The organism is Azohydromonas lata (genome assembly GCF_034427735.1).
Lineage (GTDB): Bacteria > Pseudomonadota > Gammaproteobacteria > Burkholderiales > Burkholderiaceae_C > Azohydromonas > Azohydromonas lata.
In genome coordinates this window covers 65,794-78,837 of the sequence record NZ_JAXOJX010000037.1, presented here as the reverse complement: position 1 = coordinate 78,837, position 13,044 = coordinate 65,794, and the positions used below count along the sequence as shown (strand labels likewise).

The following is a 13,044-nucleotide window of genomic DNA, read 5'->3' as shown; positions in this document are numbered from 1 at the left end:
AGTCGGTAGAGCGACGGACTGTTAATCCGCAGGTCCCTGGTTCGAGCCCAGGTCGGGGAGCCAGATTCGAAAAAATGCCCGCGCCAGCGGGCATTTTTTCTGGATGACCCGGCGGCGGCCTTCTCGTGCCGTGCCGGGTGAGCCGACGAAGTGTCGGTGCCGACAGGGGTGTCCAAAAGGCGCCCGCGGCGCGGTTACACTAGCGGTTTCGGTCCGACGCGGGTGCTTAGCTCAGTTGGTAGAGCGGCGCCCTTACAAGGCGTAGGTCGGGGGTTCGAACCCCTCAGCACCCACCACCCCGCGGCGGCTCAAGGGCCGGCACAGCAGATGGCACAAAGGCGAACCGTGGTTCGCCTTTGTCGTATCCGGGGATGCGTTTTTGCTGTGCCGCGATCCCAGGACCCAGGTCGAGGAACCCATGTTCGATTTCGTTCGCACCCACACCCGGCTGCTGCAGTTTCTGCTGGTGCTGCTGGTCTTTCCGTCCTTCGTCTTCTTCGGCGTGCAGGGTTACAGCCGTTTCACCGAGGGCGCCAATGCCACGGTGGCGGAAGTGGATGGCCATGCCATCACGCAGCAGCAGTGGGACGCGGCGCACCAGCAGCAGGCCGAGCGCATGCGCCGCCAGATGCCGGGCGTGGACGCCAAGCTGCTGGACTCGCCGCAGTTCAAGCGCGAGACGCTAGACCAGCTCGTTCGCGAACGCGTGCTGCTGGCCGCGGCCGAGAAGCAGCACCTGGCGGTCAGTGACGAGCGGCTCAAGCGCCTGTTCATCAACGACCCGCAGTACGCCTTCCTGCGCAAGCCGGACAACTCCATCAACACCGACATGCTTGCCGCCCAGGGCATGTCGTCGGCGGAGTTCGCCGAGCGGCTGCGCCGCGACCTCACGCTGCGCCAGGTGCTCGACGGCGTGATGGCCACCGGCCCCGCCATGCCGGCGGCGCAGAAGGTGGCGCTGGACGCCTTGTTGCAGCAGCGACAGGTGCAGGTGCAACGGTTCACCGCCGCCGACTACGCCTCGCGCGTGAGCCCGACGGATGCCGAGCTCAAGGCGTACTACGACGGCCACCAGGCGCTGTTCACGGCGCCGGAGCAGGCCAGCATCGAATACGTGGTGCTGGACGTGGCCGCGCTGCAGCAGGACGTGAGCGTGAGCGAAGACGACCTGCGCAAGTATTACGACGAGAACGCCGCGCGCTACACCAGCGCCGAGGAGCGCCGCGCCAGCCACATCCTCATCGCCTCCGACAAGGACCAGCCCGCCGCCGAGCGCGCCAAGGCCAAGGCCAAGGCCGAGGCGCTGCTGGCCGAGCTGCGTAAGAACTCGGCGAGCTTTGCCGACGTGGCCAAGAAGGAGTCGCAGGACCCCGGTTCCGCCCAAAAGGGCGGCGACCTGGACTTCTTCGCCCGCGGCGCCATGGTCAAGCCCTTCGAGGATGCGGCCTTCGCCATGAAGCCCGGCGAGATCAGCAACGTGGTCGAGAGCGATTTCGGTTACCACATCATCCGCCTGGATGCCGTGCGCGGCGGCGAGAAGAAGCCGTTTGACGCCGTGCGCCCCGAGATCGAAGCCGAGGTCAAGAAGCAGCTGGCCCAGCGCCGCTATACCGAGGCGGCCGAGCAGTTCACCAACACGGTGTACGAACAGTCGGACTCGCTGCAGCCCGTCGTCGACAAGCTCAAGCTCAAGAAGCAGGCCGCCACCGTGCAGCGCACGCCCGCCCCGGCGGCCACGGGCGCGCTGGCATCGCCCAAGCTGCTGGAAGCCATCTTCTCCAACGACGTGCTGCGCAACAAGCGCAACACCGAGGCGGTTGAAATCGGCGCCAACCAGCTCGCCTCGGCGCGCGTGGTGCAGTACCAGCCGGAGCGCACGCGTCCCTTCGAGGAAGTGCAGTTGCAGGTGCGCGAGCGTGTGGTGGCCGAGCAGGCGCTGGCGCTGGCGCGCAAGGACGGCGAAAAGCGCCTGGCGCAGCTGAAGGAGGGTGGCGATGCCGCTGCCGCGTCGCTGCCCGCGGCGGTCACCGTGTCGCGCCTGGAGCGTGGCGACCTCTCGCCCGCGGCCCTGGAGGCCGTGCTGCGTGCCGATGCGAGCAAACTGCCCGCGCTGCTGGGTGCCGAGACGCCGCAGGGCTACGTGGTCGCGCGTTTGCTCAAGGTCGAGCCGCCCAAGGAGTCGCCGCAGCTTGCCGCCCTGCAAGGCCAGTACGCGCAGGCCTGGGCCGCTGCCGAAGGCCGTGCCTATTACGAGGCGCTGAAGAAGCGTTTCGACGTCAAGATCAAGGCACCTGCTGTGGCCGCGGTGCCGGCCGAAGGTGCGGCTTCAACAAATTCGCGCTGAGGGCTTGCACAGCTTCAAAAAAGCGTATTACAATCACGTTCTCCAACGACGGTGGCTGTAGCTCAGTTGGTAGAGTCCCAGATTGTGATTCTGGTCGTCGTGGGTTCGAGTCCCATCAGCCACCCCAAAACCTAGGCAGCCATGCCGAGCGCAAAGCCTCCCTCGCGGAGGCTTTGTCGTTTCTGGGTGCCGTCCTGCACAGGACATAGGCCTTTTGCTGCTTTGCATGCTCCGCATACCGGGGCGTGCGCTCCGTGCTTCCTCTACGGACATGCCCGAATGTCACATTTAGTGACGTTTGCAATACAACACCACATGTCGGGAAAAGAGACGGGGAGGGGAGCGGAAGATGGACGTCCTGCTGGCACACCAGCGGGCGGTCGAGGCGCACTCGAAGTACATCCGCAGTTCCTTTCAGACCCTCGATCCCCAGTTCCTGGCCGCGCTTGAGCCCCAGCTCGCGCCGGACCGCCTCGCGCCCCCGCCCTGGTTGCGCGTGGAACCATCGTTCGAGCCCGCCGGCACGGCGGCCTCTCTCGCGGCGCAGGGTGTCCTCCATGCGGACCTGGACGCGCTGCTGCAAGGCCGGCCCATGCACCGCCACGAGCTGGAAGCCGCCCGCCGCGTCGCCGCCGGCCAGGACGTCGTCTGCGCCGTCGAACCCAGCCTCGCCCCCGCCGAGCCCGGCCTGGCCGCTGTCCTCAACGCGCTGCTTGGCGACCCCGGCCCGCGCGCGCCGCGCGCCCTCATCGTTTGCGCCACATCCCGCAGCCTGCAGGCCCATGCCGATGCGCTCTACCGCTGCGCCCGCAACCACCAGGCGGCGCGGGGAGGGCGTTTCCCCCTGGAGCTTGCCTGCCTGGACGGCCAGGCCCGCATCGAGGGCGATGCCGACCTGCTGCTGGCCACGCCCGTGGCGCTGGACCGCCTGCTGCTGGGCGAAGGCGGCTCCGCCTTGCGCGAGCGCCTCCTGGCACAGCTCCACTGCCTGCTGGTTCCGGCGCTGCACGGCTGGCGCGGGCGGGCCGGCGCCGATGCGGCGCTGCTGCTGCGCCGCCTGCAGGCGCAGTGCGCGCGCAGGCTCACCTGCATCGCCACCTGCGCGCCCTGGGCGCCGGACGCGCCCGCCGGGCAGCGCCAGGCCGACCTCGCCCAAGCCGCCGCCACGCTGTTGGGCCGCCCCTTCACGGCGGCGCAGGTGGTGCTGGAATCGTTCGCCCGCGTGACGGCGCCCATGGGCCACGCGCCTGCAGCCGCGGCCTTGCACGAAGCCGCCACTGCCGTCGCCGCCGGCGTCCCCGGCGGAGGTCACCGCGACGAGCTGCTCTCGTCGCCCCTGGCCCAATGGCTGGAGCGGCACCTCGCGCTGCGTTGCGCCGGCAACCGCCTGGAGCGCGGCCCGGCCCGCCCGTGGGCCGACGTGGTGCGTCAACTCGCCGCTGATGCGCAAGTGGACGCCGCCACCGCCACCCGTGCCCTGCGCGGCCTGCTGCAGTGGCTGGGCCGCGTCAACAACGCGGCGCCGGCCGGTCCGTCGCCGCTGCCTGCGCTGCCTTTCCGGCTGCACCAGGCGCTGCCGTACCCCGGCCCCGTCCACGCCACGCTGGACCAGGACGGCCGCCGCGTCGCCACCCTGCAGCCCGCGCAGGCCACGGACGACGGCCGGCCGCTGTTTCCCATGGCCTTCAGCCGCACCGGCGCCGGCCACGGCTTCTACTGCGTCAGCCGTGTCGGCGAGCGGCTGCTGCCCCGCGCCTTCAACGCCGTGGGCGAGGGCGAGGACGGCTACCTCCTGCCCGGCGAACACGCCTGGCCTGCGGGCGCGGCGGCGGCTTTCCTGCCCGCCGGCTGGCTGCAGCGCGACCGCAGCGGGCCTCATCCCCAGGTGCAGCGCTGGTTCCCTCAGCGGCTGTCCTTCGACGCCCTGGGCCGCTGCGGCGACACCACCGCGCTGCCGTGGCAGGGCTGGTTCATGGCCGCGCCGCTGCTGTTCGATCCGGCCGCCCGCACCGCCTTCAACCCCGCCATGCCGGAGGACGACAAGCTGCTCGCCGGGCTCCCTCCAGCGCCGCAGCCTGCGGCCACGGCCGCGTGCGGCGCTCTCGTGCTCGGCGAATGCGGCGGCGGCGGCCCAACCGGCGACGTGCCGGGCGCCGAGCCCGTGCGTGCGCCCCGCATGGACCTGCTCGCCCCGGACGGCCTGCATGCGCACCTGCGCGCCCTGGCCCTGTCCGCGCTGGATATCCCCTGGATTGCCGGTCCCGTCACCGCGCTGGTGAACGAATCCCGGCGCGAGCTGCCCTTGCGCGACGCGGTGCGTGCCGGCCTGCGCCTGGACGCCGCCACCCGCGCCAGCGTGCACGCCGCCGCCCACCGCGCCCTGCCGGCACTGCCGCCCGCGCCCGGCGACGACCTGGACGCCCTGGCCGACCGCCTGGACGAAGCGCTCAACGCCTGGCGCACTCTCTACCGCGCCGCCCGCGCCGACCTGGAGCGTGCCACCCAGGCACTGCAAGGCGGCCTGCTGCGCCGCGACGGCGCCGCCTGGCGTCGCCATGAACGCCACCGCGGCCAGGCCCAGCGCCTGTTGGGCCTGCTGCGCGGCGAGGGCGACGGCGGCCTGGACGCCCTGCGCCTGCTCGCTGAACAAGGCTTCATACCGGCCCACCACCACCCGCGCCGGCCGCTGCGCCTGTTCGTCCCCACGCCGGACGGGCAGGGCAGCCTGCTGCGCGCACCGCGCGCGCAGGCGCTGCGCGACTTCGGCCCGCTGCAGCGCCTGCGCCACCAGGGTGTCGACTACCGCGTACGCCGCATCCTGGCGGCCCACACCGCCGCGGCGCTGACGCGGGCGCGGCTGGCACGCCCAAGCGGCGGCTGGCTGGCCGGCGAACAGGCGCTGGACGAACTGTGCCCGCTCACCGGCGCGGCATTGCCGCAGGCCGACTGGGAGCGCCTGGGGGACCTGCTGGCCCTGGGCGACGGCGTGGCCGAGGTGGCGGAGGCCGTATCGCTTGCGCAGGCCCAAGCCGCGCGCGGCCTGCGCATCAGCACCGCCCTGGCCCTGCCGGACGCCGCCGCCGCGGCGCGAGACCCGCGCGCCACCCTCAGCGCCGACGGGCAAGCGCTGCTGCACCTGCGCTACTTGCAGTCGGCCCGCATCGTCCAGTTCGCACGCCACTGGCACGGCGCGCCGGAAGCGGGCTTCCCGCTGGATCTCGCCGGCGGCCAGTGGCTGGCCGAGCTGCCGGCACCGTCCTCATCGCCGCCGCAGGCCCAGGCCGCCGGCCTGCGCCGCCGTGTGATGCCCTGGACGGCCCATCCCGCCGACGCCTTGCTGCTCACGCCCGCCCAAGCGCTTGGGCTGGACCGTGACACCCTGGCGGCGATGGCGCGGCTGCTGCCCCGTGCCGCCGAGCAGCATTTCGGCCTGCACCCCGGCGAGCTGGACGGCGTGCTCTTGGGCGAAGGCCCAACGCCCGCGCTGCTTCTGCACGAAGCGGGCGAGGGCGGTCTGGACGTGCTGCGCGTGCTGCTGGCGTCGCCGCGGGCCTTGCCCGGCGTGATGGCGCAGGCCCGCCGCCTGCGCCATCACGAGGCCGCGCCCGCGCTGCACACCGCGCTTCAAACCGCCCTGTTACGCCTGGCCGCCGCCTCGCTGGAGCTGTTCCTGTCCACGCCGCGAGACGACTACGACGCCCGCCATGCCCAACTGCTGCGCCAACTGCCGCCGCAGGCCACCGCCGCGCGGCGCCTGTTGAGCTTCCTGCACGCCCAGGGCCTGCGCCTGCCGGATGCCGTGCGCCGCACCGTGCAGGGCCTCTACGTCCAGCCGGACTTCTACTTCAAGCCGCGCTGCTGGGTGTTCTGCATCGACCCGCTGTCATTGAGCGAGGGCGAAGCCGGCCGCGAAGCGCTGCTGGACCGCGGCGACGAGGTCTGGACCTGGGCCGCCGACGAGGATTTGTCCGCCTGCGTCGCCCGGCGTCCCGACCTGTTCCGGCGCGAGCGGTGAGCACGGCCACCGCCTGGCCGGCGGGCAGCCTGGTCACGCACCGCGGGCGCGACTGGGTCGTCCTGCCCAGCAGCGACCCCGAACTGCTGCTCCTGCAGCCCTTGGGCGGCGGCGAGGACGAGATCACCGGCGTCTGGCTGCCGTTGGGCGAGACGCCGCCGCGCGCCGTCCGCTTCGAGCCGCCCTCGGCCGCCGACTTGGGCGACTTCGCCACCGCGCGGCTGCTGCACGACGCCGCGCGGCTGGCGCTGCGCCACGCCGCCGGGCCTTTCCGCTGCCTGGGGAAACTGTCCTTCCGCCCGCGCGCCTACCAACTCGTCCCGCTGGCCCTGGCGCTGCGCCAACCCAGGGCGCGGCTGCTCATCGCCGACGACGTGGGCGTGGGCAAGACCGTCGAAGCCCTGCTGATCGCCCGCGAGCTGCTGGAGCGCCGCCTCATCCGGCGCTTTGCCGTGCTGTGCCTGCCGCACCTGTGCGAGCAGTGGCAGGCCGAGCTGCGCGCCAAGCTGGACATCGAGGCCGTCGTCCTGCGCAGCGGCACGCAGGCGCGGCTGGACCGCCAGGTCAGCGGCGACACCAGCGTCTACGAGCACTTTCCCTTTCAGGTCGTGAGCCTGGACTTCATCAAGTCCGACGCGCGGCGCGAGGTGTTTGCCGCCCAAGCGCCGGAGCTGGTCATCGTGGACGAGGCCCACGCCTGCGCCCGCCCCGCCGGTGCCGCGCCCGCGCAGCAGCAGCGCCACCACCTCGTGGCCCGCATCGCGGCGCGGGGTGAGCACCTGCTGCTGCTCAGCGCCACGCCGCACAGCGGCAAGGCCGAGGAATTCGGCTCGCTGCTTGGGCTGCTGCGCCCCGGGTGGGAGCGGCTCGACCTGCCCACCGCCACCGCGGCGCAGCGCGCCGAGCTGGCCGGCCACCTCGTGCAGCGCCGCCGCGCCGACGTGCGCCACTGGCTCGGCGAGGACACGCCTTTTCCCGAGCGCGAGGCGTGCGAGCTGCGCTACGCGCTGTCGCCCGCGTATCTCGCCTTGTTCCACCGGCTGCTGGCCTTCACGCGCGGCCTGGTGGCGCCGGGCGCCTGCGGGCAGGCCAGCGGCCGCGCACGCTTCTGGGCGGCGCTGGGCCTGCTGCGCGGCGCCATGTCCAGCCCGGCCGCGGGCCTGGCCATGCTTCGCAAACGCCTGTCCAGGCTGGACGAAGCGCCGTCGCAGGCCGCCGCCACGGCCCACGCCATCCCCGAGGACGACCTCTTCTTCGCCACCGTGGCCGACGCCGGCCAGGGCCCCGAGCGCGAGGTCGCCGGCTCCGCCAGCCTGCAGTGCGCGCCGTGGACGCACACCCAGCGCCGCCACCTGCGCGAGCTGGCCCAAGCGCTGCAGCCCCTGGCCGGCGTGCAGGCCGACCACAAGCTGGCCGCCACGGCCGCCCAGCTCCTGGCCTGGCTGCGCGGGCCCGCGCCGTTGGGCGTGGTGGTGTTCTGCCGCTACCTGGAGACGGCCCGCTACTTGGGCGAGCACCTGGCGCCGCTGCTGCAGGCCGACCTCCCGCGGCTGGCGCTGGAAGTCGTCACCAGCGAGCTGGCCGACGAGCAGCGCCGCCAGCGCATCGCCACCCTGGGCCGCGCGCGGCGCCGCGTGCTGGTGGCCACCGACTGCCTGAGCGAAGGCGTCAACCTGCAGGAGCACTTCTCGGCCGTGCTGCACTACGACCTGCCGTGGAACCCCAACCGGCTGGAGCAGCGCGAGGGCCGCGTGGACCGCTTCGGCCAGCCCGCGGCCACCGTGTCCACCTGCCTGCTCTACGGGGCGGACAACCCCATGGACGGCGTCGTCCTGGACGTGCTGCTGCGCAAGGTGCGCGAGATCCACCGCGCCACCGGGCTGCACGTGCCGTTCCCCGAGGACTCCGGCGCCGTGGCCGACACCATCGCCCGCGCGCTGCTGCTGGACCCGCAGCGGGGCCTGAGCACGCGCCAGGGCGCACAGGGCCTGCTGTTCGACTTCAGCGACGACGCGGCCGGTGCCGCGGCGCTGCGCGCCGTGGACCGGGAGCTGGATGAGGCCGTGGCCCAGGGCCAGGCCGCGCGCGACGCCCTGGCCGCCCACGCCCTGCGGCCCGCCGACATCGAGGCGGACTTGCGCGAGGTCGACGAAGCCTTGGGCGACCCGCCCGCCGTGCAGCGTTTCATCCTGCGCGCGCTCGCGGATCTGTTGGGCGTGCACGTGGCGGCCCAGGGCGCGGGCTGGCGCGTGGGCACAGCGCACCTGCCGCCGACGCTGCGCGAAGCGCTGCCGGGTGCCGACAGCGCCGAGGCCGTGTCCGTGAGCTTCCATTCGCCCACGCCGGCCGGCTTTGCCTACCTTGGTCGAAATCACTCCTTCGTCGAGCGGCTGTGCCGCCTCGTGCTGGACAACACCCTGGCCCGCCAGGGCCCGCGCGCCGCGCGCGCAGCCGTCATGCGCACGCCGGCCGTGGCGGTGAAAACCACCTTGCTGCTGCTGCGTTGCCGCACCGTGCTGGCCGTGGAGCAGGGCGGCCAGCAACTCGTGGCCGAGGAGATGCTGCTGTGGGGCTGGCGCGGCGCCGCGTCGCGCGGGGAACTGCTGAACACGGCCCAGGCGCGGGTGCTGCTGGAGAGCGCGGGCGCGGCGTCGGACCTCTCGCCCCAGGCACGCGCCGCTTTCCTGGACCACGAGCTGTGCCAGCTCCCGCGCCAGGCGGAGGCCCTGGCCGCGTTGGGCGAGGCCCGCGCCGGCCATCTGGTGTCGGCCCACGAGCGCTTCGGTGCCCTGGTGCAGGCGCAGCGCTGCCGCGTGCTGCGCCCGCTGCTGCCCATGGACGTGCTGGGCGTGTACGTGCTGCTGCCGCAGGGGCCGACATGAGCTTCGCCAGCCTGCGCATCGAAGGCGGCCTGCTGTCGGCCGAGCTGCTGGACCGGTTGGAAGCGCTGCCCGGCCAACGTCCGGCCGATTTCGGCCTGCCGGCCCACGTGAGCGTGAAGGACGAGATCGCCCGCGCCTGGGTCCAGGCCCAGGCCCTGTGGCGCGGCTTCCAGCGCCGCTTGGCCGCGTTGCCCGCCGGTGCGGCGGCCACCCGCGAGACGCGCCAGCACTGGGTGCTGCCGCTGCTTGGGCTGCTGGGCTGGCGGCTGGAATTCCAGCCGCAGGGCGTGGAGCTGGACGGGCGGCACTTTGCGCTGTCGCACCGAGACGCCGCCACCGGGGTCGTGGTGCATGTGCTGGGCTGGCACGAGGCGGCGGGGCTGGACCGCCGCCCCGGCAAGGCCGGCACGGCGTCCGTCAACGCCTCCCGCAGCCTGTCCGGTGGTCGGTCCGCACGCCCGGCGGCTGGATCGGCCACCGCCACCCCGCGCCTCTCGGCCCATGCCCTGGTGCAGGACTACCTTCACCAGAGCGACACCCTGTACGCCCTGGTCAGCAACGGCCGCGTGCTGCGGCTGCTGCGCGACAGTACCCGGCTGGCGCAGCTCTGCTGCGTGGAGTTCGACCTGGAGTGCCTCTTCAGCGAAGCGCTTTTCGCCGACTTCGCGCTGCTGGTGCGGCTGCTGCACGTGAGCCGCTTCCCGGCGCGCTCCGACGCCGCCGCGGCGTGCTGGCTGGAGCGCTGGCACCAGGACTCGCTGGAGGCCGACTCCCGCATACGCGCCGGCCTGGCCCGCGCCGTGGAGCAGGCTTTGCTGGCCCTGGCCAACGGTTTCATTCGCCACCCGGCCAACGGCGCACTGCAGCGGGTGCTGGAAGGCGGGGGCACCAACCAAGCCTCAGAGGCCGCCACCGACGCCGATGCCGACGTTCGCGCCGACGCCTATTTCGGCGCGCTGCTGCGGCTGATCTACCGGCTGCTGTTCCTGCTGGTGGTGGAGGAGCGCGGCCTGGTCTTTCCCGCGGGCGCGCCGGCCCAAGGGCGGGCGCTGTACGAGTGCTGCTACGGCCTGCAGCGGCTGCGCCGGCTGGCCGAGCGGCCGCCGCCGGGCAGCGAGCGCCATGGCGACCTGTGGCCCGCGCTGCTGTTCACCTTTTCCCTGTTCGAGGCCGGTGGGCCCGGCGCCGCGCTGGGCCTGACGCCGCTGGCCGGCGGCCTGTTCGCGCAGCAGGCGCTGGGCGACTTGGCGGGCTGCCGCCTGGACAACGCCACGCTGCTGGCCGCCCTGTGCGCGCTGGGCCAATACACGCCGCCGGAGGGCGGCCGGCCGCGCCGGGTGAACTACGCGGCGCTGAACGTGGAAGAACTGGGCTCCGTGTACGAGGGCCTGCTCGACTACCGCCCCGCCTTGCTGTGGCAAGGGGCCGAGCCCGCCTTCGAGCTGCGCCGGGGGCAGGCGCGCGCCCGCAGCGGCGCGCACTACACGCCGCAGTCCCTGGTGCAGCCGCTGCTGCAGCACGCGCTGGCGCCGCTGCTGGCCACCTGCGAGCGCGCGCCGGACCCGTGCGCCGCGCTGCTGACGCTGCGCGTGGTGGACGTGGCCTGCGGCTCCGGCCACCTGCTGCTGGCGGCGGCGCGGCGCATCGCCCAAGCGCTGGCCACGGCGCGCAGCGGCGAGGCGCAGCCGTCGCCCACGGCCTGGCGCACCGCGCTGCGCGACGTGATCCGGCACTGCATCCACGGCGTGGACCTCAATCCGCTCGCCGTGGAGCTGTGCAAGGTGGCGCTGTGGCTGGAGGCGCACTTGCCGGGCGAGCCGCTGAGCTTTCTGGACCATCACATCAAGCAGGGCAACGCCATCGTGGGCACGGCCCGGCTGGAGGACATTGCGCGCCGCTCCATTCCCAGCGAAGCGTTCACGGCGCAGGCGGGCGACGACAAGGCGGTGGCCGCCGCGCTGCGCCGGCGCAACCAGGCCGGGCGGGCGGGGCAGGGCAGCCCGTGTTTCAACGCGCCTGTGGAACGCGGGCTGCAAAGTGCACTGCGCGACTGGCGCGCATTTGAGACCATGCCGGAGCACACGCCGCAAGATTTAAAGGCCAAGCAAGACAAATTTCTGGAATTGTCCCAATCTCCGGCCGTGCAGGCACTGCGGCAATTGGCCGATATCCCCGCCGCACAGTTCTACTTGCCAAAACGGTCGGATACGGCCCATCAGCTCGTGACGGCATGCGAATTTGACAGGTGCTGGCGCGGAGACCCGGTATTGCCGGTGGCGGCATTTGAGCGTGCTTCCGCCGTGGCCAGGAAGCAAAGCATTTTCCACTGGTTCCTGGAATTTCCGGAAGTCCTGGCCCAGGGCGGCTTTGATTGCGTGCTGGCCAATCTGCCCTACTTGGGCGGCACCTTCATCAGCGGCGTGCATGGCCGGGAATTCTGCAACTATGCGGCTTGGGAATATGCGCCCACGGGCTTGAGTGAAATGGTGGTGTTTTTCATGCGCCGCATGTACGCGCTTTTAAAATCCGGCGGCAGCCTGGCGCTGGTTGCCACCAATTCCATCCGGGAGGGCAACATCCGCCGCGATGGTTTAGAGTTTTTGCTGAGCAAGGGCGCGCAAATTGCCTTTGCCGTGCGCAGCGTGAAATGGCCGGGGAGCGCCAACGTCAGGGTGTCGCTGCTGGCCTTGCGCAAGGGTGTGGCGCTTGAAAAAGCCATTTTGGACGGCAAACCCGTTTCGCGTATCAACGCATTTTTGGAGGAAGGTGATTCCAAGGTGTTATTGCCCAAGCCGCTGCCGGAAAACAGGAAGTGGATGTTCGAAGGTTCCAAATGGGTGGGCGACGGTTTTTTGTTGAATGAATCCCAGGCTGCGGATTTGCTTCGGCGGGGCCCGAGCTGCAGGCGGGTCCTGTTGCCGCTGCTGCACGGCGAGGAAGTGAATCAATCTCCGGCGCAGCGCCCCGGGCGCCATGTGATTTACATGGCGGACGAACCCTTGAGCGAGGTCCGGCAATATCCAGCCGCGCTGGAATGGCTGATAACCCATGTGAAACCTTATCGGGATGCCCATGCCGAGGCGCCGTTGCGTGAGAAATGGTGGCAATTCAAGCGACCCACGGTGGAGTTGTATGCGCGGCTGGCGGGATTGTCGCGGTGTTTCGTGGCGACGGCCACGACCAAATATCTGAATTTCTCCGCCGTGCCGGCCGCCATGGTATTTGCGCACACGCTCAAGGTCTTGGCGACGGACCGCTGGGATATCTATGCCGTGCTGCAGTCCACGCTGCACGAGGTGTGGGCCCGAAAATACAGCGGCACGTTTGCACAAGAGTTGCGTTATTCGTCCACCCAGGCATTTGAGACCTTTGTGTTGCCCGGGAATTTGTGGCGGGTGCCGGATGCTGAATTGGCCGCCCTGGGTGAGCATTACCACGAGCACCGCCGGCGTCTGATGCTGCGTTTGAACGTCGGTCTGACGGGGATTTATAATTTTTTCCACGACCCGTCATTGGGTGCGGAAAAATTGGCGGCGGCTCGCAATTTGAAAATGCAGGCGGCGCGCGCTGCGCTCGAAGATTTGAGGGTGCTGCGCCGCCTCCAGGTCTCTTTGGATATTGCCGTGAGCCATGCCTACGGCTGGCGCGACCTGGATTTGAATCACGGATTCGTCGATGTGGAGAGCCGGCCGGAGCACGACCGTCTGCGCTTCACGCTGGGCGACGCTGCGCGGCATGAGGTGCTGCGGCGCCTGCTGGAATTGAATCTGTCGCGTTGAAAAGCCGGGGGAACGAATCCTCTT

The 13,044-nt window shown here is 71.3% G+C and carries 4 protein-coding genes and 2 tRNA genes; all 6 read left to right on the top strand.

Features of this window, described 5'->3' with window-relative positions; genetic code table 11:
- Positions 1–220 precede the first annotated feature (220 nt).
- The 6 genes from SM757_RS20860 to SM757_RS20835 all read left to right on the top strand — a co-directional run bounded on the left by SM757_RS20860 (position 221) and on the right by SM757_RS20835 (position 13,020).
- Positions 221–296: transfer RNA gene (locus tag SM757_RS20860), tRNA-Val, on the top strand.
- A 122-nt stretch (positions 297–418) separates the two neighbouring features.
- Positions 419–2,344 (top strand): SurA N-terminal domain-containing protein, encoded by a 1,926-nt coding sequence (locus SM757_RS20855; RefSeq protein WP_322466902.1) that lies wholly within the window; start codon positions 419–421, stop codon positions 2,342–2,344.
- Between the two features lie 51 nt (positions 2,345–2,395).
- Positions 2,396–2,471 (top strand) — tRNA-His (locus tag SM757_RS20850).
- A gap of 222 nt (positions 2,472–2,693) precedes the next feature.
- Positions 2,694–6,359, top strand: coding sequence for a hypothetical protein (locus SM757_RS20845; RefSeq protein WP_322466901.1), 3,666 nt, complete (start codon positions 2,694–2,696; stop codon positions 6,357–6,359).
- A complete protein-coding gene (locus SM757_RS20840) occupies positions 6,356–9,241 on the top strand; it encodes a helicase-related protein (protein WP_322466900.1) in 2,886 nt (961 codons plus the stop codon). Before SM757_RS20845 ends, SM757_RS20840 begins: the two co-directional genes overlap by 4 nt.
- The gene (locus SM757_RS20835; RefSeq protein WP_322466899.1) at positions 9,238–13,020 is read left to right on the top strand and encodes a type IIL restriction-modification enzyme MmeI; all 3,783 of its coding nucleotides are present in this window, start codon (positions 9,238–9,240) and stop codon (positions 13,018–13,020) included. The genes SM757_RS20840 and SM757_RS20835 overlap by 4 nt, the downstream gene beginning before the upstream one ends.
- The last annotated feature ends 24 nt before the right edge of the window (positions 13,021–13,044 follow it).

What these genes read in the sequence shown, in the direction of transcription:
- SM757_RS20835 (WP_322466899.1), top strand. Translation starts at nt 9,238, where the DNA reads ATGAGCTTCGCCAGCCTGCGCATCGAAGGCGGCCTGCTGTCGGCCGAG.
- SM757_RS20855 (WP_322466902.1), top strand. Translation starts at nt 419, where the DNA reads ATGTTCGATTTCGTTCGCACCCACACCCGGCTGCTGCAGTTTCTGCTG.
- SM757_RS20845 (WP_322466901.1), top strand. Translation starts at nt 2,694, where the DNA reads ATGGACGTCCTGCTGGCACACCAGCGGGCGGTCGAGGCGCACTCGAAG.